The sequence below is a fragment of the Erythrobacter donghaensis genome, from assembly GCF_001557325.1.
Classification (GTDB): domain Bacteria; phylum Pseudomonadota; class Alphaproteobacteria; order Sphingomonadales; family Sphingomonadaceae; genus Erythrobacter; species Erythrobacter donghaensis_B.
Map to the genome: position 1 here is coordinate 1 of NZ_LSJS01000308.1, position 22944 is coordinate 22944.

Consider the following 22944-nt stretch of genomic DNA (forward strand, 5'->3'; position numbering starts at 1 on the left):
GGGACTCCTTGTTGCCCATTATGCCCGGCCACACACGGAAATCCTGACAGTCCCGTCCATGGCGGAGGGAGAACGCTCCAATACGGTCAGTGTAGTGATTACCCCAGCAGGGGAGGACAAGGCGCGCCTATCTGCAAGCGACTTCATAAGGCAAGTGGACGCACTAAGGGAATTGATCGTCCTTTCTGGCATTTCACAAGGCAGCACTCCGCAGATTACACGCCTTGAAATGAATAGTCCTGCGCTGGTCGTATTCGAAGCCGATGCGAATTCTGCTCGTTTCAATCGCTTCTTCGCAGACATCGCGCAAGTGGCGCACGATGGAACAGCACCACAACTACTGAACCGTGGCGCTTTCGATGTTTTGAAGGAATTTTCTGCGCCTGTGGGTCGCGGTATTACGGACGCTCGAATTCGGTGCGGTGATTTCGAGATTATAATTGACATCGCTGCTAGAAAACGCATCGAAAGCGTGTTTGGAAACGATGACAGCTCCGAAGGGACTATTGATGGCATGTTAGAAGCCATCAATGTTCACGGTAAAAAGAACGTATTTGCTCTTTACCCTGTCGTTGGCGCGAAACGTGTAACGTGTATTTTTGAAGACAATCTTTTACATAAAGTGCGCCCGGCACTTGGTAAATATGTAGAGATTAAGGGCGAGTTGAAGTATCGCTGGCGGGAGAAATTCCCGTATGAAGCCTTCGCCCTAGATCTGTCCATATTGCCAGAATGGGACGATCAGCCGTCATTTGAAGAAATCCTCGGCATGGCACCAGGAGCCGCAAACGGCATGCCTGCCGAGGAGTTTACGAGGCTTCAGCGACATGGCTGGTAACCCGCCTCTCGTATATCTTGATGCGTGCATCTTTATCGCCGCCATTACAGGCGAGAGGCGAAAAGGTGACGAAGCACAACATGTCGCTGGCGTGATGGCAGAACTCGAACAACGTGAACTTATAGCTGTCACTTCTGCGCTTACACGCGGCGAAATTCTTGAGTGCACTTTAACAGATCAACAAAGAAACGTGATGGAGCGCCTGTTGCGGCCTCCGAAGCTCCAAATCAAAGATGTTTCATCGCCAATTCTATCTGTGGCGACCGAAATTCGGAATTTTTATCAAAAACAAAAATTGGACGGGGTAACAAACCTTCCAACGGTTGAATTGCCGGACGCCATCCACCTTGCGACTGCAATCTATTTTGAATGCCCAACGATGTTCACGTTCGATGAAAATGACCGACCAGAACCGAAATCTCGACCTAAAAGGGGTCTCATTCCCCTCAGTGGGATTATCGCAGACAGGTATGAACTTGAAATCGTCAAACCATTCTCGAAAATGACGGGATTGGCGCTCTGCTGATGCTCGGGTGCCCGCAAAATTGCGGAGAAAGATTTTCGCTAGACGGTTCCGAGCGCGGCGCCCGCCCCTCCACCACCTTCGGTGGTCCCCCTCCCCTGAAGGGGAGGATTAAGTTCAGCCGCGGCAAAGCCACGGCCATGAGGTGGGCTTCGCCCAGCTTCGCTTCCGAACGGGTTGGCCTGCGGCCACCCGCCGGCCGGAGTTGCAGCCTCTCGCTCAAACCCGTTCGTCCTGAGCTTGTCGAAGGACTGTCCTTCTTTTCTCGGGTTACGCGACACCTAAGAAAGTGCAGCCCTTCGACAAGCTCAGGGCGAATGGTGGGTGGGGTTACTCTTCACCCATCCGCAACGCAGCGATGAAAGCCTCCTGAGGAATAGAGACATTGCCATACTCCCGCATCCGCGCCTTCCCCTTCTTCTGCTTCTCGAGCAGCTTCTTCTTCCGGGTGATGTCCCCGCCATAGCACTTGGCGGTCACGTCCTTGCGCAGGGCGGCGATGGTTTCGCGGGCGATCACCTTGCCGCCGATCGCGGCCTGGATCGGGATCTTGAAAAGATGCCGTGGAATCAAGTCCTTAAGTCGCTCGCACATGCCGCGGCCGCGCTCCTCGGCGTTGGCGCGGTGGACGATCAGGGACAGGGCGTCGACCGGCTCGTTGTTGACGAGGATGTTCATCTTCACGAGGTCGCCCTCGCGGGTGCCGATCTGTTCGTAGTCGAAGGAGGCGTAGCCGCGCGAGATCGACTTCAGGCGGTCGTAGAAGTCGAACACCACCTCGTTCAAGGGCAGCTCGTAGCTGACCTGCGCGCGGCCGCCGACATAGGTGAGCTCGGTCTGGATGCCGCGGCGGTCCTGGCACAGCTTGAGGATCGCGCCGAGGTACTCGTCGGGGGTGTAGATCACCGCCTTGATCCACGGCTCCTCGATCGACTCGATCCGGTTGGTGTCGGGCCAGTCGGCGGGGTTGTGGATGTCGATGGTCTTGGCGTCCTCGGTCTTCGAATGGCCGAGGTGGATACGGTAGACCACCGAGGGCGCGGTGGTGATGAGGTCGAGGTCGTACTCGCGGCTGAGGCGTTCCTGGATGATCTCGAGGTGGAGGAGGCCGAGGAAGCCGCAGCGGAAGCCGAAGCCGAGCGCGGCGCTCGACTCCATCTCGAAGCTGAAGCTGGCGTCGTTGAGGCGCAGCTTGGCGATGCTCTCGCGCAGCTTCTCGAAGTCGGCGGCGTCGACCGGGAAGAGGCCGCAGAACACCACCGGCTGGACTTCCTTGTAGCCCGGCAGCGCCTCGGTCGCCCCGCCCTTCACCGTGGTGATGGTGTCGCCGACGCGGGCCTGTTCGACCTCCTTGATCTGCGCGGTGATGAAGCCGATCTCGCCCGGGCCGAGCTCGGTGAGGTCGGTGCGCTTGGGGGTGAAGCAGCCGACGCGGTCGACAAGGTGCTGGGTGCCGCCCTGCATGAAGCGGATGCCCATACCCTTGGTGAGCTTCCCGTCGATCACGCGCACGAGGATGACGACGCCGAGATAGGGGTCGTACCAGCTATCGACGAGGCTGGCCTTGAGCGGGGCTTCCGTGGTGCCCTTGGGCGCGGGGATGCGGGCGACGACGGCCTCGAGCACCTCCTCAATGCCGATGCCGGACTTGGCCGACGCGAGGACGGCGTCCGAGGCGTCGAGCCCGATGATGTCCTCGATCTCGGCCTTGACCTTCTCGGGTTCGGCAGCGGGGAGGTCGATCTTGTTGATGACCGGGACGATCTCGTGATCGTGCTCGATCGACTGGTAGACGTTGGCGAGGGTCTGCGCTTCCACGCCCTGGGCTGCGTCGACGACGAGCAGCGCGCCCTCGCAGGCGGCGAGGCTGCGGGAGACCTCGTAGGCGAAGTCGACGTGGCCGGGGGTGTCCATGAGGTTGAGCTGATAGGTCTCGCCGTTCTTGGCGGTATAGGTGAGGCGCACGGTCTGCGCCTTGATGGTGATGCCGCGCTCCTTCTCGATGTCCATGTTGTCAAGGACTTGCTCGGACATCTCGCGCGCCGTCAACCCGCCGGTGAACTGGATCAGCCGGTCGGCGAGCGTCGACTTGCCATGGTCGATATGGGCGATGATGGAGAAATTGCGGATATGGGAGAGGTCGGTCATCGCCGCGCGATGTAGCGTCCGGTCACCGCGTTGTCATTCGCCAAAAACGCAATTGCCCCCGGGGCTCAACCGGCCTCGGCGCGGGCGGTGCGCGAATAGCCGAACTTGGGCACCGCTCCGCCCTGCTCGGCACCGACAAACCTGCCCGGCGCAAGCGGGGCGAGCGGGGCGCCTGCTGCGGCAAGCGCGTAGGGCGAGACGCGGTGGCGGGTGCACAGCCCGCCCGAGCCGTCCTCGATCAGCGACTGCTCGAATTCCAGCCCCTGCACATCGCCGTTGGAGCGCGTCACCGTCGCCACCGCCAGCTGCCCGCCGCCGAGGTCGACCACGAACTGCGTGCCCTTGGGCACATCAGCCAGCCCCTCGATCAGCGCGCCCGACTTGGAGAGGTTGCGCAGCGTCACCTCGTACGCGTAGTCATCGTGGATCACCTGGATCTTGCGGAACACCGTCCGCCTGCGCGCGCGGCGCATGCGCTCGGCGCCGGGATCGATCTTCCACGCGCCCCCGGCCATCTCGGCGGCCACGGTTTCGGCCTCGGCCGGTTCGCTGAAGATCGGGCCCTGGAGCTGGCGCACCCCGCTTGCCGTGAGCGCGGCGAGGAGCCCGGCGCTCTCGATCCCGCCCGCCATCGTGTCCATCTGCAGCGCGCCCGCCAGCGCAACGATCGCGCGCACCAGCCCCAGCTCGCGCGCATCGTCGCGCTCGGCCGCGGCGACCAGCTTCTGGTCGATCTTGATCGCATCGAAGGGCGCGCGGCGCAGGTAGGCGAGCGAGGAATAGCCGCTCCCGAACTCGTCGAGCGTCAGCCGCACGCCGAGCTTGAACAGCGACGCGAGCGTGCGGTCGACCACGCTCGCGTCGCCGAAGAACACCGCCTCGCTGATCTCGAGCTCGAGCCTGCCGGGTGCAAGGCCGGCGCTATCCAGCGCCTCGCCCACCAGCCCGACGAAGTCGTCGGCGAGCAGCAAGGGCACCGGGACATTGACCGCGAGCCGCACGCTGTCGGGCCAATCGGCGGCCTGGGCGCAAGCCGCGCGCACCGCCCAGCGGCCGACGTCGGCGATCAGCGCCGAACCCTCGATGATCTGCGCGAACTCCTCCTCGTCGATCACCCCGCGCTGCGCATGGTTCCAGCACACATGCGCCTCGAGCGAGGTGACCGTGCCGCCGGCCGCCTCGACGATCGGCTCGAAGCGCAGGAACAGCTGCTCCTCGCGCAGCGCCAGCCCGAGATCCTGCTCGAGGCGGCGGCGGAAGATCGTCTCGTTCTCGAGCTCGCCCGAGAAGAAACGGTACTGCGCGCGCCCGCCGTTCTTGGCGGCATAGAGCGCAAGGTCGGCCGCGCGCACGATGTCCTCGCGCGTCATGCCGTCATGCGGAGCGATCGCGATCCCGACCGAGGCGCCGATCACGCAGCGCCCCTCCTCGAGGCTGTAGGGCTGGCGCAGCATGGAGATGATCTTCGCCGCCAGCTCGCCCAGCACCCCGCGGTCGTCGATATCGGGGAGCAGCACCTGGAACTCGTCGCCGCCCAGCCGGCCGATCTCGCAATCGCGGTCGATCGCGCGGGCAAGGCGAGCGGAAACCTGCTTGAGCAGCTCGTCGCCGGCTGCATGGCCGAGCGTGTCGTTGACGTGCTTGAAGCGGTCGAGATCGATCATCATCACCGCGCAGTTGCGGCGCGCCGCCTTGAAGGCGGTGAGCGTGGCCTCGATGTGGCTGGCCATGCGGTGGCGATTGCTGAGCCCGGTAAGCGAGTCGAAGCGCGCGAGGCGGGCGGTTTCCTCCTCGCGGGTATATTCCTCGGTGATGTCGGCCCCGGTGCCGCGGAAGCCCAGGAACTTGCCGCCGGCGCTCATGATCGGCTGACCGGACAGCCGGAGCACCGCGCCCTGCGGCCGCCGCGCGGCGCGCACCGCCATGCCCGCGAAGGCCTTGTGCGCGCCGAGCATCAGGGGCAGCGACTTGCCCCGCCCGTCGCTGTCGGCGGCGGTGAAGATCGCGGTGAGCGGCTGGCCGATCAGCGCCTCGAGCGGCAGATCGAGACGGCCGGCGATGGCGGCGGACAGATAGGTGAGATTGCCGGCCGCATCGCTGGCCCAGAACCAGCCGAGCCCCGACTGCTCGAGCTCGTCGAGCATGGCGAGGCGCTCGCCGTCGGTGAGCGCCGATGCGGGGCCATGCGGCCCATGGCGGCCGCTGCGGGAAGACAAGAGACCCTTCAGGGACATCTCGCGGGGGAACCTCCAGACCTCGGGCGCACAGGGAAACCTGCCGCCGGAGAATGTTCGCCGGGTGTAAAGCCCGATGGTTACTTTTAGCCTAAGACGACTGCCTGAGAGACGTGCCTAAGGCCCCGTCAAGCATCGCTGCGCCTACCAGCCCGAGGCCTGACCGGGCGCACCCCTGAGCACTGCGAAGGAGCTGTCCGCGCGGCGGTGCAGGGGTTGGTGGAACTCGATCCCCACTCGGTTCTCGCGCGACCAGCGGACCTGGGCGGTGACCGATTGGTCGGCGGAGAACTCGATCCTGATCATGCTGCCCGCAGGCATGTTCCACAGCCCTTCGATCATCGCCCCGCTTTCCGAGATGTTGCGCAAGGTGGCGTTGAGACGGTTGCCGTTGTGGACCACCACCACCCGGCGCAGCAGGTTCTGGCGCGGCGCGCGGGCCGATTGCGGCCCGTCGGCCTCGGCGACGAGATCGCCCGAGACCAGCGCGGTCGCATCAGCGGCGCTCATCGGCTTGAAGTAGATGTATCCCTGAACGTGGCTGCACCCGAGCAGCCGCACGAGCTCGAGCTCGTCGAGCGTCTCCACGCCCTCGGCAGTCGTGTCCATGTGCAGCGCTTCGGCAAGGCTGGTGATCGAGGCGATGATCGCGCCGTTGCGGCTGCCCTCCTCGGTGGCGCCCTGCACGAAGCTGCGGTCGATCTTGATCTTGTCGAAGGGAGCCTTCTTGAGATAGCCGAGCGAGGAATAGCCCGTGCCGAAATCGTCGAGCGCGAGGCGCACGCCGACTCGCTTCAGCGCCTTGAACATCGCATCCGTGCCCGAGCTGTCGTTGAGGAACACGCTCTCGGTGATTTCCAGCTCGAGCCGCGAAGGCGCGACGCCGCTGTGCGCGAGCGCGTTGGCGACGATGGTGGGAAGGTCGGGATTGGCGAATTGCAGCGCCGAGACGTTGACCGCGCAGCGGATCGAGCGCGGCCAGCGGGCAAGGTCGGCGCAGGCCGTGCGCAGCGCCCATTGGCCGATGCGGTCGATGAGCCCGGCATCCTCGGCGATGGGCACGAACTTGGCCGGGCTGATCCACCCGCGCTTGGGGTGGTTCCAGCGCATCAGCGCCTCGAAGCCGACGATCTTCTCGTTCGCGGCATAGACCACGGGCTGGTAGTAGAGTTCGAGCTCGCCCCTGGCGATCGCCTCGCGCAGATCCTGCTCGAGCTCGGCACGCTCCTCGGCTGCGGCGTGGAGGTCTTCGGCATAGAAACGATAGACCCCGCGCCCGGCATCCTTGGCGGCATAGAGCGCGAGGTCGACATTGCGGATCAGCTCGTCGCTGGTCGAGCCGTGCTCGGGTGCGAGCGCAATGCCGACCGAGGCACCGATCACCACGCTCTGGCCCTGGATCGAATAGGGTTGCGAGAGCGAGTTGATGATCTCGTGCGCCATATGGCCGAGCGTGTGGCGGTCCTGGTGGCCCGGGACGATCACCTGGAACTCGTCGCCGCCGAGGCGTCCGCAGCGGCCATGACCGTCGATCGCGCGCTCGAGCCGCTGGGCGACCTGCTTCAGGAGCGCGTCGCCCGCCGGGTGGCCGAGCGTGTCGTTGACATGCTTGAAGCGGTCGAGATCAAGCATCAGCACCGCGCAGGCGCGCTCGCGGCCGCTGGGAGCGGCGAGGATCTGCTCCAATGCCTGGCTCATCTGCACGCGGTTGGCGAGGCCGGTGAGCGAATCGTAATGCGCGAGGCGCGAGACCTGCTGTTCCGAGCGGCGCTTCTCGGTGAGGTCGGTGCCGTGACCGCGGAAGCCGCAGAAGTTCTTGTAGCTGTCGTAGACCGGGCGGCCTGCCAGCGACCACCAGCGTTCATCGCCGCTCGTGGCGGCGCGCACCTCGAGATCATGGAAGGCCGAGCGCGCGGACAGGTGGAAGGCGAGCGTGCGCTCGGCATCGGCAGTGCCCTGCGAGGGATCGACGATCTCCGAGAGGGGGCAGCCGACCACCTCCGCGGTGGTCTTGCCGAGCACGGTGGCGGCCTTGGGGGAGATGTAGGTGATGAGCCCGCGGCGGTCGGTCTCCCAGAACCAGCCTTGTCCGGTCTCCTCGAAGCTGCGCAGGATGTCCTCGGCGCGCGCCGCCACGCGTTCGCGCGCCTCGCGGGCGAGGCGGCGCTTGTGCGCGTCCTTCCATTCGAGCCGGGCGATCAGCGACAGGGTCAGCGCGGCGGCGAAGACCGCGGCGAACGTGACATTTTCGGGCACCAGCACGGCAAAGCCGGTCCAGCTCGCGATCTTGGCGCAGAACAGCGAGATGATTCGCATATTGAACAGCGCTGCGGCGGCAGCGTTGATGCACACGAGCGTCGCGATACCCCATTGCCACGGCAGGCCCTCGCCCACCCACAGCGCCAGCGCGAGCCCCGCGCAGGCCATCGGCAGCACGATTCCGACGAACACGATCCCGATCCTGAGCCCGCTCAGCGCCTCGATCCGGCGCTCGATCGCGGCGAACAGCGAGCCGCAGGCGAACAGGCTCGCCGAGGCGAGCGCGAAGGCCAGGGTGTTGGTCGAGGGCAGGCCCTGGAACACCAGCGCCGCCATGGCGAAGGCGGCAACGAGGAACAGGGTCATCCCGCCGGCCTGGCGGGGCAGGAAGTAGCTCTGCTCGCTGGCGGGCTCGTCGATCGCCTGCTGCAATCCGCCCGATCGCTCCGCGCGCAGGCGCTCGGCCCCGCGCCGCTCGCCGCGCGTGCGCGCTTCGCCCATCCCGGCTTCGGGGGCAGCGGCGGCGGCCCGCGCATTGGCGACCGACCGCAGCTCGCGCGCCGCTTCGAGGGGGCGCTGATTGTCGGTTATGCGTTTGCGGATAGGTTCCCCGGCCATTGATCTGCCTTGCCTCAGGACGGCCTAGAAAAGCGTTAATCGGAATACTTAAAACTTGAACCAAGCCGTTCTGATCTCGGGCCGGCAAACCCTCGCTCATGCTTGCAACTTTGGTTGCAAGGCTGCATTCTCACGGCCTACGACCGCGTTAACGCAAAGCCGTTACAAGCGGCATGCGCAAGGTCGAACCAGAGGGGATTTCATGGCACGCAGCGAAGTGAAGCTCGAGAACGAAGCAGCCCAGTCCACCAACGCCCTGGGCCCCCTGATCGGGGTGGCGCGCGAGGATTTCGTCAGCGCCGTCGCGCTGCTGCTGCGCGAGACCGCCTCGGACCCCTCGCGCTTCCTGCGCCACAGCACCGCGATGGCGCAGGACATGGTCAAGATCCTGACCGGCAAGAGCGAGCTTGCTCCCGATCCCAAGGACAAGCGGTTCATGGATCCGGCGTGGCAATACAACCCCTTCTTCCGCGCCGGCGCGCAATATTACCTCGCGGTCCAGAAGGGGATGAAGAACTGGCTCGAGGAGCTGGAACTCGACGAGCTGGAGCGCAACCGAGCGAACTTCATCGCCAACATCATCCTCGATGGCCTTGCGCCGACCAACACGCTGGCGGGCAACCCCACCGCGCAGAAGCAGATCATCAACTCGGGCGGGCTCAGCCTCATCAAGGGGCTCCAGAACGCCTACAACGACATCGTCCACAACAAGGGGATGGTGAGCCAGGTCGACAAGCGCCCGTTCAAGCTGGGCAAGAACATCGCCACCTCCAAGGGCAACGTGGTCTACCGCGACGAGATCATGGAGCTGCTGCAATATGCGCCTACCACGCAGGAAGTCTATGAAATTCCTCAGCTGACGATCCCGCCGCAGATCAACAAGATGTACATCAACGACCTCTCGCCGGACAAGTCGGTGATCAAGTGGCAGGTCGACAACGGCATCCAGACCTTCGTCATTTCGTGGCGCAATCCCAGCAAGGAACAGGGCCACTGGGGCATGGCCGATTACATCGCCGCCTGCGAGAAGGCGCTGGAGGTGGTCTCGGCGATCACCGGATCGAAGAAGGTCAACGTCTCGGCCGGCTGTTCGGGCGGGCAGACCGCCTCGGTGCTCGCGTCCAAGCTCGCCGCGACGAACAACCCGGTGCTCGGTTCACTGACGCTGATGGTCTGCGTGCTCCACCCCAAGCCGACCGATATCGAGGCCGGATCGCTGGTCTCCGAGAACGGAATGCAGCTCGCCCGGCAGCGCGCGATGAAGCAGGGCGTGATCAAGGCCGACGATCTGGCGCGCGGCTTCGCGTGGCTGCGCCCCAATGACCTCATCTGGAACTACGTCATCAACAACTACCTGCTGGGGCAGGATCCGCCGGCCTTCGACGTGCTGTTCTGGAATGCCGACGCCACCAACCTGTCCTCGAGCCTGATGGGCGACTTCCTCACGCTGTTCGAGACGCTTGCCTTCACGAAGAAGGGCGAGGTCGAGATGGCGGGGCACAAGGTCGATCTCAGCAAGGTGACCGTGGACCTCTTCATCCTCGGCGGGGTGACCGATCACATCACCCCGTGGAAGGCGACCTACCGTTCGACCCAGCTGTTCGGCTCGAAGGACGTGACCTACGTGCTCTCGCAATCGGGCCACATGCAGGCGATCCTCAACCCGCCGGGCAATCCCAAGGCGAAGTATTTCGTGCAAGCGAAGAAGGGCAAGCTCCCCGCGACCGCCGACGAGTGGCTGCAAGGGACCGAGGAGGTTGCAGGCAGCTGGTGGCCGCTGTGGATGGAGTGGGTGCAGAAACGCTCAGGCAAGAAGAAGGCGGCGCCCGCCAGCCTCGGCAATGACACCTACAAGCCGCTGGAGGCTGCGCCGGGACTCTACGTCGTCGAAGAAGTCTGATACAGGGCTTCCCGCGCCAGGGGCGATCCGCGAGCCGGAACGATGGCGCAAAGTTTGTGGGCGCGCGCGCTAAGGGATCGGCGTGCGCGCCCAACCCGCCTCTCTTGCGGGGGCTTGAAAGGACGTGACTACGTGACCAATCCCATGGACGACGCGGTCGTCTCGATGGAGCAAGTGGGCGGCCGGACGCTACGGACTGCTGCCTGGCGGCTCGATATGCCCTCCGACCATCTGCCGATCCTGTTCTTCAACGGCATCGGTGCGAACATCGAGGCGGTGGCGCCGCTCGCCGCCGCCCTGCCCGAGCGCGGCTTCATCATGTTCGACATGCCGGGGACGGGCGAATCGCCCGATCCGCTGGTGCCCTACAACCCCTTCACCATGAGCTGGACGGCCTCGCAGCTGCTGTCGAAACACGGGCTCGATCAGGTCGACGTGATGGGCGTGTCGTGGGGCGGAGCGATGGCGCAGCACTTCGCGCTCCAGCACCCGGGGCTGACCCGCCGCCTGACGCTGATCGCGACCACGCCGGGAATGCTGATGGTGCCGGGCAACCCCGCCGCCTTCACCAAGATGGCCGATCCGCGCCGCTACATCGACCCCGAGTTCATGAACGAGCACTTCGCCACGCTCTACGGCGGCGTCGACAAGGACGGGGCCGCGCACCAGAAGGACAGCCATATCGGCCGCCTCAAGCCGCCCTCCCCGCGCGGCTACCTTTACCAGCTGGTGTGCATGCTCGGCTGGACCAGCCTGCCCGCGCTGCCCTTCATGAAGAAGGAAACGCTGATCATGATGGGCGAGGACGACCAGATCGTCCCCGTGATCAACGGCAAGATCCTGAAGGCGATGATCCCGCATTCCCGGCTCGAAACCTTTGAGGGCGGCGGGCACCTGTTCCTGCTGACCCATGCCGACGAAAGCGTGGCAGTCATCCGCGATTTCCTCGACATGGCGGATACGCCGCGCGAAGCCAAGCGCGAGGCAAAGCGCGCGGCCTGAGGCTGCGGCTGGACACCTCGCGCGGATTGCGACATCCTCGCCCGCAAAACGGGAGAGAGAGACATGGCGCAATACGATCTCATCATCCGCGGCGGCACGATCGTCGACGGGACGGGAGCCCCCGCTTTCACCGGCGATGTCGCTGTTAAGGACGGGCTGATCGCGGCGGTGGGGCGAGTGACCGGCAGCGCACACGAGGAAATCGACGCCGCCGGCAAGATCGTCGCCCCCGGCTTCGTCGACATCCACACCCATTATGACGGGCAGGCCACCTGGGATCAGGAAATGGCCCCCTCGAGCTGGCACGGGGTCACCACGGTCGTGATGGGCAATTGCGGCGTCGGCTTCGCGCCCGCGCGCCCTGACCGTCACGAATGGCTCATCAGCCTGATGGAGGGGGTCGAGGACATTCCCGGCACGGCGCTCGCCGAGGGCATGACGTGGGATTGGGAGACATTTCCGGAGTATCTCGACGCCTTGGAGAAACTGCCGAGGACGGTCGATATCGGCACCCACGTCCCTCACGGCGCTGTGCGCGCCTATGTGCTGGGGGACCGCGAACAGCCCGGAGCCGTGCCCACGCCCGAGGACATCGCCGAAATGAGCCGCATCGTCGAGGAAGGCGTGCGCGCCGGGGCGCTGGGCTTCTCGACCTCGCGAACGGTGCTCCACAAATCTGTTGACGGCGAGCTCGTCCCCGGCACCACCGCCACGGCCGAAGAGCTGATCGCGATCGGCAAGGCGATGGGCCGCGCCAAGGCGGCGGGCGGCTATGCCGTGTTCGAGATGGCGAGCGACTTGAAGCGCGAGTGGAACGAATTTGCCTGGATGGGCCAGCTCAGCCGCGAGGCCGGCATCCCCGTCACCTTCGCCGCGCTGCAATCCATCGCCAAGGAACTCCCGCTCGACGAACAGATCGCTGAGATGCGCGCCCAGAACGACAATGGCGCGAACATCGTCGCCCAGATCGCGCTGCGCGGGAACGGGATCATCATGGCCTGGCAGGGCACCGTCCACCCCTTCCGCTTCCGCCCGAGCTGGATAGCGATCGCCGACCTTTCGTGGGAGGAACAGAAGGCCCGGCTGCTCGATCCAGCCTTCAAGGCGAAGCTGCTCGCCGAGCCCAATGACTACACGGACGCCCCCAAGGACATCGGCGGGGTGGTGATGGCGATCAGCATGGGCTGGGCCCTGCAATACGAGATGGACCCCGATTTCGACTACGAACCCGCCGCCGACGCCAGCATCAACGCCCGCGCTGCGGCGGCCGGTGTCGCGCCTCAGGAATATGCCTATGACCTGCTGTGCGAGGGCGATGGCACGGGGTTCATCTACCTGCCGATCCTCAACTACGCCGACGGGAACCTCGATTTCCTGCACCCGCTCCAGCATGCCGAGGACACGGTGAACTCGCTGTCGGACGGCGGCGCGCATTGCGGGACGATATGCGATGCGGCCTCGCCCACATTCATGCTCGAACACTGGGTGAAGAGCCGCAAGCGGGGGGCGACGATCACGCTCGAGCAGGCGATCAAGCGCCAGTGCCGCGATACCGCGCGGCTCTACGGGCTGGAGGATCGCGGGGTGATCGCGCCGGGCTATCTCGCCGACCTCAACGTGATCGACATGGACAGGCTGAAGCTCGGCAAGCCGTGGCTCGCCTTCGACCTTCCGGCAGGCGGCAAGCGGCTGCTGCAGAAGGCCGAGGGCTACGTCGCCACGATCAAGAGCGGCGTCGTCACCTTCCGCGATGGGCGGTGGACGGGCGAGACCCCAGGCGGCCTGATCCGCGGGCCGCAGCGGGTTGAGCTGGCCGAAGCGGCGGAGTAGGCACCCTCAGCCCGCGGCCACCTCGACCCTGCGCGCCGGGGTGTGATCGTAGATCGTGCCGCAATAGAGCAGCGGGGCCTTCAATGTGCGGGCCAGCGCGAAGCTCATCGCCTGCGCCAAGGTCAACCCACCCGGCATCGCGCCGTTGCCATAGCGCTGCCAGGCATTGGCGCATGCCGCAGCGGCCTTCTTGCTGAAGCGCTGGAGCTCGATCCCAGCCTCGGCGACGTAGGCGTTGTAGACTGCGCGCGCCTGCGGCCCGAGGGCCTGCTCGAGCCCCTCCACCGTCTCGCCCTGCGCCAATCCGGCGAGAATGGCAGGCTGGGCCCGGATCGCGGCGTCATAGGCCTCCCACCCCGGTTGACGGAGCAGCACGCACAACATGGCCGAGGTGTCGACGACGATCATCGTCGCAATTCTGGCAGGCAGGCGTTAAGACCGGTTTATCGCAGGCGCGAACGGCCCTCGCCCCTCAAGGCTCGATCACGATCCCCTTGGCCGGGTCGATCTGCCCTGCGACCATGGCGGTGAACACCGCGCGCGCGGCTTCGAGCCCCGCGTGGCGTTCGATGGCAATGGTGCCCTCCGCGGCCTCGAGGAATTCGCGCCACGCCGCGGCGACCAGCTTGCCGCCCTCCTCAGGCCCATGCGCCTTGAAGAAGGCGACCGCGTGGTCGGGGGCGAAGAACAGCTGCGGCTTGGGGCCGGGGAGCGGCTCGTTCTTGCCGAACACCGAACGCGCCTCGATATGGGTCGCGCCGACCAGCACCGATTGGGTCAGCGCCTCGCCGAAGTGGTGGTGGATGCGCGCCAGCAGCTCGGCATTCCCGGCGAAATCCACGCTCACGCTGCGCAAGCTGGCGACGCGTTCGAGATCATCATAGGCGACGACCTCGTCGTAGAGCCCGCTCGCATCGACAAAGGCGACGTTGCCCTTCGAGGTCAGCCCGATGCGCCGGATTCCCGGCGAGGATTGCCGCGCGACGCTGGCGAGGCCCATCGCGGTCTTGGAGGAGGCGCTGGTGACCACCAGCTGTTCCGCCCCGAACCAGCCTTCGCCCCGCAGGAAGTACTCGATCAGGAAGCCGGTGCGGAACAGCGGGCCGAAGATCATCCGCTCCGCCTCGCGCGCCGGATCGTGTTCGGGGTCGGCCGCAAGCCGCATGTAGCTGTTGTAGACCGGGCTCATCGGCTGGCGATGCGCGGCCATGTCCATGAAGCCGCTCGGCGAAACCCGCCCGGGCAGCACATCCAGGTGGCTCGCCATCGGCAGGTAGCCATAGACCCGCTCGCCCACCGCGATTTCGGGATGGCGGCTCTCGATCACCCGCGCATGGCCCCACATCGGCACGATGCCGAGGCCCTCAGGGGCGGGGAAGAAGTCCCAATATTTGAACCCGTCGCCAACCACCGCATAGGTGACATTGTTGGCGGTGACCGAGAAGCTCTCGATCGCGAGCCGCACCTCGCCATCGCCGAGCGAGGCGAGCGGCACCTCGGCGAGCACCGCATCGGTCAGCGCTGCCTTGCGAACGTGAACTTCGGTGGCGTTCATCGCCTCTCCCCTCCCTCAAGCGGCGGGGATCACACCCGCATCGGCATCAGCACATAGAGCGCGCGGGCCTTCTCGCTCTCGCGGATCAGCGTCGGCGCGCCGGCGTCGGCGAGGTGGAGTTCCACCGTGTCGCTGTCGATCTGGCCGAGGATGTCCTTGAGATAATTGGCGTTGAACCCGATCTCGAGCCCTTCGGCCTTGTAGTCGGCTGCCAGCTCTTCAGCCGCGGTGCCGTTGTCGGGCGAGGTGACCGAGAGCGTCACGCGGTCATTGTCGAGCCCGATCTTGACCGCGCGGGTCTTCTCGGTGGCGATGGTCGCGACGCGGTCGACGCCCGAATAGAACAGCTTGGGATCGACCTTCAGCAGCTTGTCGTTCGCGGTCGGGATCACGCGGCTGTAATCGGGGAAGGTGCCGTCGATCAGCTTGGAGGTGAGCACCACGCCCCCTTCCCCGCCGAGCGTGAAGCGGATCTTGCTCGCCGACAGGTCGATCAGCACGTTGCCGTCCAATGCCTCTTCGAGCAGCTTGCGCAACTCGCCCACGGCCTTTCTCGGCACGATCACGTCGGGCATCCCGGCAGCACCTTCGGGGCGCGGCAGGGTGAAGCGCGCGAGGCGGTGGCCGTCGGTGGCGGCGGCCTTCAGGAGCGGCTCGTCCTCGTCGGTGACGTGGAGGAAGATGCCGTTGAGGTAGTAGCGCGTCTCTTCGGTCGAAATCGCGAAGCGGGTGCGGTCGATCAGCTCGGCGAGCATCCGCGCGGGGATCTCGAAGCTGGTCGGCAGGTCGCCCTCGACGATCACCGGGAAGTCGTCGCGCGGCAAGGTCGGCAGCTTGAAGTTCGAGCGGCCCGCCTTGACCTCGAGCCGGTTCTCGCTGGTGGTGAGGCTCACCTGGCTCCCCTCGGGCAGCTTGCGCGCGATGTCGAACAGCAGGTGCGCCGAGACGGTGATCGCGCCGGGCTGATCGACCGAGGAGGCACTCATTGTCTCGACCACCTGCAGGTCAAGGTCGGTCGCCATCACCCGCACAGAGCCGCCCACGTCAGCGTCGATCAGGACGTTGGAAAGGATGGGGATGGTGTTGCGGCGCTCCACCACGGATTGAACATGGGAAAGGCACCGCAGCAGCGTCGCGCGTTCGATCGTGGCCTTCATCGCTTGTCCCTATCGGTCCTGATTGTTGCGTGAGGGGAGAGGAATCGCCCCCAAGCGCCGGAAAGTTCCCGAAACCTTAGCGCAGGCGAGCATACGGGCAAGTTGGCGGGATTGCGAGGGGCGACTCCGTTGGGGATAAGGGGGCCACGGGCCCCCTCGCGGACCTCACAGCATCGCCATGCCGCCGTTCACGTGGAGCGTCTCGCCCGTCACATATGCGGCCTCGCGGCTGGCGAGGAACGCGACCGCGGCGCCGATCTCGGCCCCCTCGCCCATGCGGCCCATCGGGATGCGACCGTTGATGGCGGCCTGCTGTTTCTCGTCGAGGGCAGCGGTCATCGCCGTGCGGATGAAGCCGGGGGCGACGCAGTTGGCGGTGATCCCGCGGCTGGCGACTTCCTGCGCGAAGGCCTTGGTCATGCCGGTGAGGCCTGCCTTGGCCGCGCAGTAGTTCATCTGCCCCGGGGTGCCGGTCGCGCCGACGACGCTGGTGATGTTGACGATCCGCCCAAAGCGCGCCTTCATCATCGGCTTGGCCGCGCCGCGCATCAGGCGGAAGGCCGCCTCGAGGTTGATGCGGATCACCTGATCCCACTCGTCATCCTTCATCCGCATCCCCAGATTGTCGCGGGTGATGCCGGCATTGTTGACGAGAATGTCGACGCTCCCGAGCGTATCGAGCATCGCCGGGATCAGCTCTTCGACCTGGGTCTGGTTGCCGAGATCGCAGGTGATCTCGACATGGCCGTCATGCTCGTGGCTGTAGGCCTCGTTGAGTTCGTCGCGGAAGGCGCGCAGCTTGGCCGCGTTCGAGCCCGACAGCGCCAGACGCGCGCCCTGCGCGGCGAGCGCGTGAGCGATGGCAGAGCCGATCCCGCCGCTCGCGCCGGTGACGAGCGCATTCATGCCGGTGAGTGAAAACATCGTCGGTTCCTTGCCCCGGATTGATCGTGGCCCCTGTTGCGCGCGCAAGGCGCGAGGGTCAACGCCGGATCGCGAGCTTCACGGGGCAAAACTCGTCCGTCGCCGCTCGGTGATGGCGCTGCCGGAGAGCTGGCCTTCGACCAGCTCGTAACCCATCAGCGCGAACACCCGTCCGCCGGTGAAGATCGGGCGGGCGTTGCCGTACCAATCGACGCAGGAGGCCTTGCAATTGTCGCTCTCCGAAATTCCCGACGCGGCGGCGAGTTCACCGAGCGGGGAAAGCTTGCGCTGCTCGCGCCGCAGGAAGGTGATCGCCGAGCCCGAGCCGAGGAACTCCCCGCCATCGCGCACCGACCCGCGCGTCACCGGCAGGCCGAGCAAGCCCGAGGTGCCGTCGGTGCTGCCCGGATCGGGTCGGAAGAAGAAGGCCTGGCTGCGGGTCTCGCCCTCGCCCGCTGCGGCAAGGATGTGGAAGTGCTCGAGCCGCGGCGTGCTCCCCATGGACAGTGCCGAAAACCCGAGCCCGTCGCCCCGCGCCGGACCGATCGCGATCGCGTCATTGCCCATGCGGTCGAAGCGGGTGACGCCGTGGGGGATCGCGATCTCCTGCACCGCCCCGCCGCCGAGCGGCACGGCATAGACCTTCCCCGTCTCCTCTTCGCTGCGGTAATTGCCCGCGGCATAGAGCGCGTAGTCGCCCACGAAGCGGTTCTGGAAGCGCCAGCCCTTGGGCTCGGGCAGCGTGCGGTAATCGGCCTGCGCAAGTCTCTCCTCGCCGTTGCCGAAGCGCGCGAACGGCACGCTGGCGAGCGCGACAGAGCCGCCGCTCACCTCGCCCTCCCACATGCCATCGCCCCCGCCCTCGCCGCGCAGCAGCACCCGCAGCACGCCTGCGCCCGCGTCCTCGGCGAAGGAGAACTGGTCGATGGGCGATCCGCTGACCTGCACCGCGCCGGGTGTGCCGCCTGCGAGGGGAATGCGGTAGAGCTGCCCCGGAACGCCGCGTCCTTCCTCGAACGAGGGATCATCGGCCACTCCGGTCCAGACATAGACCGCCTCTGCCGAGACGTAGAAGGCGTGGCTCCACGTCCCCGCGATCGCGCTCGCGCGGCACTCGAAACCGGCGGAAAGCTTGCAGCGGGTGACGGTGTGGAGCGTATCGAGCGGATAGCGGCCCGACCGATAGGGCTCGGCAACCATGAAGTCCTGCGGCTTCACCAGCGGCACGGGCCTCGCATAGGGGCTGCGCTTGCGGATCGCGGGCAGGCTGTCCTCGAGCTTGGCCCAGTTGGCATAGACCGGCGTGTAGACCACCAGCTCGTCCCCGATCAGCCGCGAGGCATAGTTGGAGGACGAATAGTAATCGCCCGAGCGCATGTAGTGCGTGTCGCGATAGGCGAGCTTGCCATCGGCGGCGATGTCGAAGCGGTTGATCTCGGTCCCGTCCGAGCCATAGGAATAGCCGATCACGATAACCTGACGTTCATGGATCAGCATCTCGTCATACCAGGTGTCGCCGGGGTCCTTCTTGCCGGGGGGAAAGGCGTCGACCATGCCCGCAGGCGCGAGCGCGTCGCCGCCGATGCGGACCGTGAACAGCCGCCCGCGCCGCAAGATCACGAGATAGTCTCCAGCCTGCTTGACGATCCCGCCTTCGTCGACCCCGGCCTCCTGGGTGTTGGTGATGCTTTCGGCGGCCGGGGCGGCGTCAGCTTCGGGTTCGGCAACGTCGGCGACCGCGTAAGCCGGCGGCGCGGACATGACCAGCTCTGCGGTGACCATTATTCGCCGCTCGAGCCGCGCCATCTTGCGGGTGAAGGCGTCGAGCGCAGCCTTGTCGGCAAAGCCGCTGAGGCCCTTGCCGCTTGTGGCTGCGGCGCTTTCCTTGGCGTCAGAAGGTGCGCTGAAGCCGACTGCGGCGATCAGCGCCACCACCAGCACCAGCACCACGCCTATCGACAGCGCCTGACCATCACGCGACTGCACCATGTCCATGCCTCTCTCCCCGTGACCGGCTTTCCGCCGGACAGGAGCGAGATTAACCCATCACAGGCTTTTGGCAAAGGCCTCAAGGTCTTGCATGGTGATGAGGCTGGTGACCTCGGCCTCCTTGTCGGTGCGGCTCACCATCGGGCCGACGACCTTGCCGCCGAGCTCGACGAACCTTTCGACGCCGTCCGCCCGCATCGCCAGCACACTCTCGCGCCAGCGCACGCGGCCGGTGACCTGCTCGATCAGCAGCTTGCGCGCTTCATCGGGGTCGGTGACAGGCGAGGCGGTGACGTTGGCGTAGAGCGGCAGCGCCATTGCGCCGGGCGGGGTTGCCGCCAGCGCGTGGGCCATCTTCTCGGCCGCGGGTGCCATCAGCGTGGAATGGAAAGGCGCCGAGACATTGAGGATCATGCCGCGCTTGATCCCGTGCTCCTTCACCAGCGCCACCGCCCGCTCGATCGCGGCGGTATGGCCCGAGATGACGACCTGCGAGGGGTCGTTGTCGTTGGCGACTTCGCACACCGCACCTTGCGCGGCGGCTTCGGCCAGCGCCTTGGCCTGCTCGATGTCGGCGCCGAGCAGCACCGCCATCGTCCCATCGCCCACCGGCACCGCGGCCTGCATCGCCCATCCGCGCAGCTTGAGCAGGCGCGCGGTGTTGGTCAGGCTGAACGCGCCGATGCTCGCAAGCGCGGTGTATTCACCGAGCGAATGGCCCGCCACGCAGTTCGCGGTCTCGAGCAGGCTGACACCGAAATCGCGTTCCAGCACCCGCAGGGTGGCGATGGCATTGGCCATGATCGCGGGCTGGGCGTTCTCGGTGAGGGTGAGGCGATCCTCGGGGCCTTCGCGCATCAGGGCAAAGAGGTTTTGCCGCAGCGCCTCGTCGACCTCGCCGAAGACCTCGCGCGCGGCCGCGCTGGCGGCGGCAAGCTCCCCCCCCATGCCGACCTTCTGGCTACCCTGTCCCGGAAAGATGAACGCGCGCATGTGCAATCCCGCCTTGTTGTGATTTTGGCGGGCGCCGTTACGTCCGCGACGGCGGGCTGGCAAGGCCGAAGGGCACAACCCTGTTGGCAGAATAATGCCCGATCAGTGCGCGGCCGAGATAGGGCACCCCCATCCGGTCGCACCAGAAGCGCGCGATGTCTTCCTCGGTCTGGCCGAATTCGACGTAGTTTTCCGGGACATCGGTAACCGCGCCGAGCCTCAGCCCGGCAAGCCGCGGCAGGGTTCCGGCAAGGTGGAAGAACAGCCGGTCGATCGAATAGATGTGTTCGGCCACCTCCTCGACCATCAGCACATGGCCGGTGAGGTCGGGCATCATCGGCGTGCCCGCGATCATCGCGAGGGTGATGAGGTTGAAGGCCGCGGCGGGCGTGGTACCGTCGAGGCTGGGCTCGAGCCCGCTGGTATCGCCCTCGAGCCAGCGCAGCACGCGCCGGATCGCCTCCTTGCCACCTTCCGAGCGCGCGCTCACCGGCATGTGGCCGTGGACGCTCTGCCCGATGCGTTCGCGGTAGAGCGCGGCGAGGAGGTACCCGGCATCGGAGAAGCCGATATAGGTCTTGGTCCGCGCCGCGCGGTTCATCTGCGCGACCGCCGCCTCGGCAATGCGGTTCGAGCCGTAGCCGCCCTTGGCGAACCACACGACATCGAAGGCAGGATCATTGGCGAATTCGAGCAGCGCGGACAGACGGCGCAGGTCATCGCCCGCGAAATGTCCCGCCCGCTCGAAGCACTGGTCGTGGAAGGTGACCCGGTGCCCCGGAAACTCGGCTGCCACCAGCGTCTCGAGCGCGGCCTGCTGTTCGCGGGTGATCGGGGTGGCCGGGGCACAAATGGCGATATTCGTCATGAGGCGCAGCCTATGGCGCTTGTCAGGGGGCGTGCAAGCCAATAACCAAGCCGGATATGGATAACGGGGTCTCAACGGGCGCGCTCTCCGGGCGGCCCCTGTTCTTTTGCGGCATCGGCGGCTCCGGAATGCTCCCGCTCGCGCAGATCGCGAAGGGTCTGGGCCACCCGGTCGCCGGCTCCGACCGCAGCCGCGACCAGGGCCGGAGCCCCGAGAAATTCGCGTGGATGGAGGCGAACGGCTTCACTCTGTTCCCGCAGGACGGCAGCGGGGTCACGTCCGCCGAGCAGGTGCTCATCGCCTCGGCCGCGATCGAGGACACCGTTCCCGAAGTCGCGCGCGCGAAGGAACTGGGCTGCGAGCGCCTGAGCCGCGCCGAACTGCTCTCTCAGTTGTTCAACGCCGCCGATTTCTCGGTCGCGGTGGGCGGCACCTCGGGCAAGTCGACCGTGACCGGCATGATCGCCTGGATCCTCGCCGAGGCGGGGCACGATCCGACGGTGATGAACGGCGCGGTGATGAAGAACTTCGTCTCCCCCGCCAACCCCTTCGCCAGTGCGCGGATCGGTTCGGCCGGGGTTTTCGTCGCCGAGGTCGACGAAAGCGACGGATCGATCGCACTCTACCGCTCGACCGTGGGCGTGCTGCTCAATGTCAGCCTCGATCACAAGAGCATCGAGGAATTGCGGGTGCTGTTCGGCGATTTCGTCGGCGAGGCGGGGACGGCGGTGATCAACCTCGACAGCGAGGAGGCCGCCTACCTGCGCCCGCGCGCCGTAGGAGCAGTGACCTTCGGAGTGCGGGCCAAGCAGGCCGACATCGGCGTCGAGCCGGAATCGATCGAGATGAGCGCCGTCGGTATCAGCGCGGTGGTGGTCGACAACCGACGGCGCGAGGCCTTCCCGCTCGAACTGCCGATGCCGGGGCTGCACAACCTGTCGAACGCGCTCGCGGCGATTGCGGCGGCGAATGCGGCGGGGATCGGGGTGGGTCACGCGGTCTATGCCCTGCGCAGCTTCAAGGGCCTCGCCCGGCGCTTCGATGTGATCGGCACCTCGCCTTCGGGCGTCACGGTGATCGACGATTTTGGCCACAACCCCGAGAAGTGCGCTGCCACCCTGCGCACCCTCAAGGCGACCCAGGGCCGGGTGATCGCCTTCTTCCAGCCCCACGGCTACGGCCCCTTGCGCCAGATGGGCGAAGAGCTCGCCCGCACCTTCGCGCGCGAGTTGGGGCCGGACGATGTGACGATCATGTGCGACCCGGTCTATTTCGGCGGAACGGTCGACCGCTCCGTCGGCTCGGAGCGGATCGTCGAGCTTGTCAACGCCGCCGGTGGCAGGGCCGAGCACATCCCCTCGCGCGAGGATTGCGGTGCGCGGATCGCCGCCCTCGCCCGCCCCGATGACCGGATCGCGGTGATGGGCGCGCGCGACGACACGCTGACGGAGTTCGCGCGATCAATCCTCGCCCGCCTTTCGTGAGCCTCTACGCCCGCGCCGCATTGCATGCGTGGCGGATGCTGGGGGCGCTTGCGCTGGCCGTGCTGCTGGTGGTGGCGGTCGATCGGCTCTACGGCCATTCGAGCCTCGCCTTCGCGGCGGCGATCATGATGCTACTGGTGGCCAACACCCCGATGCTGCGCTTCAACTGTCCGCAATGCGGCAAGAACGCCTTCTTCCGGGGGATCTTCGTGGTGCCCTGGCCCAACCGCATCTGCACCCGCTGCGGGCACGACCTCGACGCCTCCGACCCTTCGCAAAATCGCTGATGGCTGAGCGGACGGCGCGCGGTTAGCTATCGGCCCATGCACGCCCGCGACTTCTCGCTCGACACGCTGCTGGCGAATTGCGCGCAGCGCCACGCGCACCGCCTCGCGACGGTTGACGGCTCCCAGCGCCTGACCTGGGCGCAGCTCGACACCCGCGTCACCAACCTCGCGCAGTGGATGCTCGCGCGCGGGATCGCGCCGGGAGACCGGATCGCGCTGCTGCTGACCGACGGTGCGCCGTTCCTCACGCTCCTGCTCGCCTGCGGCAGGATCGGGGCGATCGCGGTGCTGCTCAACTGGCGGCTCGCCCCGATCCTGCCGCAGGCGAGCAGGAG

18 protein-coding genes are annotated in these 22944 nt (G+C 66.2%); 8 read left to right on the top strand and 10 right to left on the bottom strand.

Going from position 1 to position 22944, the window contains the following annotated elements; genetic code table 11:
* Both AX692_RS19865 and AX692_RS19350 read left to right on the top strand, forming a co-directional pair.
* On the top strand, positions 1-838 hold an 838-nt coding region (locus tag AX692_RS19865; RefSeq protein WP_230959441.1), incomplete at its 5' end, for a hypothetical protein.
* Positions 828-1364, top strand: coding sequence for a type II toxin-antitoxin system VapC family toxin (locus AX692_RS19350; protein ID WP_081095449.1), 537 nt, complete (start codon positions 828-830; stop codon positions 1362-1364). The genes AX692_RS19865 and AX692_RS19350, both read left to right, overlap by 11 nt.
* A 327-nt stretch (positions 1365-1691) precedes the next feature.
* Here the strand turns inward: AX692_RS19350 and lepA are convergent, their stop codons facing one another.
* The 3 genes from lepA to AX692_RS17965 form a co-directional block, all read right to left on the bottom strand.
* The gene (lepA, locus tag AX692_RS17955; RefSeq protein WP_073973716.1) at positions 1692-3509 is read right to left on the bottom strand and encodes a translation elongation factor 4; all 1818 of its coding nucleotides are present in this window, start codon (positions 3507-3509) and stop codon (positions 1692-1694) included.
* A gap of 65 nt (positions 3510-3574) precedes the next feature.
* Complete coding sequence (locus AX692_RS17960; RefSeq protein ID WP_230959625.1) at positions 3575-5725, bottom strand: putative bifunctional diguanylate cyclase/phosphodiesterase; 2151 nt, start codon at positions 5723-5725, stop codon at positions 3575-3577.
* A gap of 162 nt (positions 5726-5887) precedes the next feature.
* Positions 5888-8620 (bottom strand): EAL domain-containing protein, encoded by a 2733-nt coding sequence (locus AX692_RS17965; RefSeq protein WP_230959626.1) that lies wholly within the window; start codon positions 8618-8620, stop codon positions 5888-5890.
* A 202-nt stretch (positions 8621-8822) separates the two neighbouring features.
* On the opposite strand from AX692_RS17965, the gene AX692_RS17970 reads away from it, so the two are divergent.
* The 3 genes from AX692_RS17970 (at position 8823) to AX692_RS17980 (ending at position 13352) form a co-directional block, all read left to right on the top strand.
* Positions 8823-10520 carry a PHA/PHB synthase family protein gene (locus AX692_RS17970; protein ID WP_073973717.1) on the top strand — a complete coding sequence of 566 codons (1698 nt, stop codon included), beginning with the start codon at positions 8823-8825 and terminating at the stop codon, positions 10518-10520.
* Between the two features lie 132 nt (positions 10521-10652).
* A complete protein-coding gene (locus AX692_RS17975; protein ID WP_230959627.1) occupies positions 10653-11522 on the top strand; it encodes an alpha/beta fold hydrolase in 870 nt (289 codons plus the stop codon).
* Between the two features lie 63 nt (positions 11523-11585).
* On the top strand, positions 11586-13352 hold the full coding sequence (locus tag AX692_RS17980; protein WP_073973719.1) for an N-acyl-D-amino-acid deacylase family protein: 1767 nt from the start codon (positions 11586-11588) through the stop codon (positions 13350-13352).
* A gap of 6 nt (positions 13353-13358) precedes the next feature.
* Here the strand turns inward: AX692_RS17980 and AX692_RS17985 are convergent, their stop codons facing one another.
* The 7 genes from AX692_RS17985 to AX692_RS18015 all read right to left on the bottom strand — a co-directional run bounded on the left by AX692_RS17985 (position 13359) and on the right by AX692_RS18015 (position 20838).
* A complete protein-coding gene (locus tag AX692_RS17985; RefSeq protein WP_073973720.1) occupies positions 13359-13760 on the bottom strand; it encodes a type II toxin-antitoxin system VapC family toxin in 402 nt (133 codons plus the stop codon).
* Positions 13761-13824: 64 nt separating this feature from the next.
* A complete protein-coding gene (locus AX692_RS17990) occupies positions 13825-14907 on the bottom strand; it encodes a DUF2855 family protein (protein WP_073973721.1) in 1083 nt (360 codons plus the stop codon).
* Between the two features lie 29 nt (positions 14908-14936).
* Positions 14937-16064: a DNA polymerase III subunit beta gene (gene dnaN, locus AX692_RS17995; RefSeq protein WP_073973722.1), complete on the bottom strand. Its 1128-nt coding sequence runs from the start codon at positions 16062-16064 to the stop codon at positions 14937-14939.
* A gap of 165 nt (positions 16065-16229) precedes the next feature.
* Positions 16230-16988: a 3-oxoacyl-[acyl-carrier-protein] reductase gene (gene fabG, locus AX692_RS18000; protein ID WP_073973723.1), complete on the bottom strand. Its 759-nt coding sequence runs from the start codon at positions 16986-16988 to the stop codon at positions 16230-16232.
* 78 nt (positions 16989-17066) lie between these two features.
* On the bottom strand, positions 17067-18983 hold the full coding sequence (locus tag AX692_RS18005) for a beta-propeller domain-containing protein (RefSeq protein WP_073973724.1): 1917 nt from the start codon (positions 18981-18983) through the stop codon (positions 17067-17069).
* Positions 18984-19034: 51 nt separating this feature from the next.
* Positions 19035-19970 carry an ACP S-malonyltransferase gene (gene fabD, locus AX692_RS18010; RefSeq protein ID WP_073973725.1) on the bottom strand — a complete coding sequence of 312 codons (936 nt, stop codon included), beginning with the start codon at positions 19968-19970 and terminating at the stop codon, positions 19035-19037.
* A gap of 37 nt (positions 19971-20007) precedes the next feature.
* Positions 20008-20838, bottom strand: coding sequence for an LD-carboxypeptidase (locus tag AX692_RS18015; protein WP_073973726.1), 831 nt, complete (start codon positions 20836-20838; stop codon positions 20008-20010).
* A gap of 56 nt (positions 20839-20894) precedes the next feature.
* Here AX692_RS18015 and AX692_RS18020 point away from each other — a divergent pair, with 56 nt between their 5' ends.
* The 3 genes from AX692_RS18020 to AX692_RS18030 form a co-directional block, all read left to right on the top strand.
* Positions 20895-22322, top strand: a complete 1428-nt coding sequence (locus tag AX692_RS18020) for a glutamate ligase domain-containing protein (RefSeq protein ID WP_073973727.1) — start codon at positions 20895-20897, stop codon at positions 22320-22322.
* Entirely contained in the window at positions 22319-22609 is a 291-nt protein-coding gene (locus tag AX692_RS18025) for a hypothetical protein (protein ID WP_230959628.1), read from the top strand. The genes AX692_RS18020 and AX692_RS18025 overlap by 4 nt, the downstream gene beginning before the upstream one ends.
* A gap of 36 nt (positions 22610-22645) precedes the next feature.
* On the top strand, positions 22646-22944 hold a 299-nt coding region (locus AX692_RS18030; RefSeq protein WP_155646377.1), incomplete at its 3' end, for an AMP-binding protein.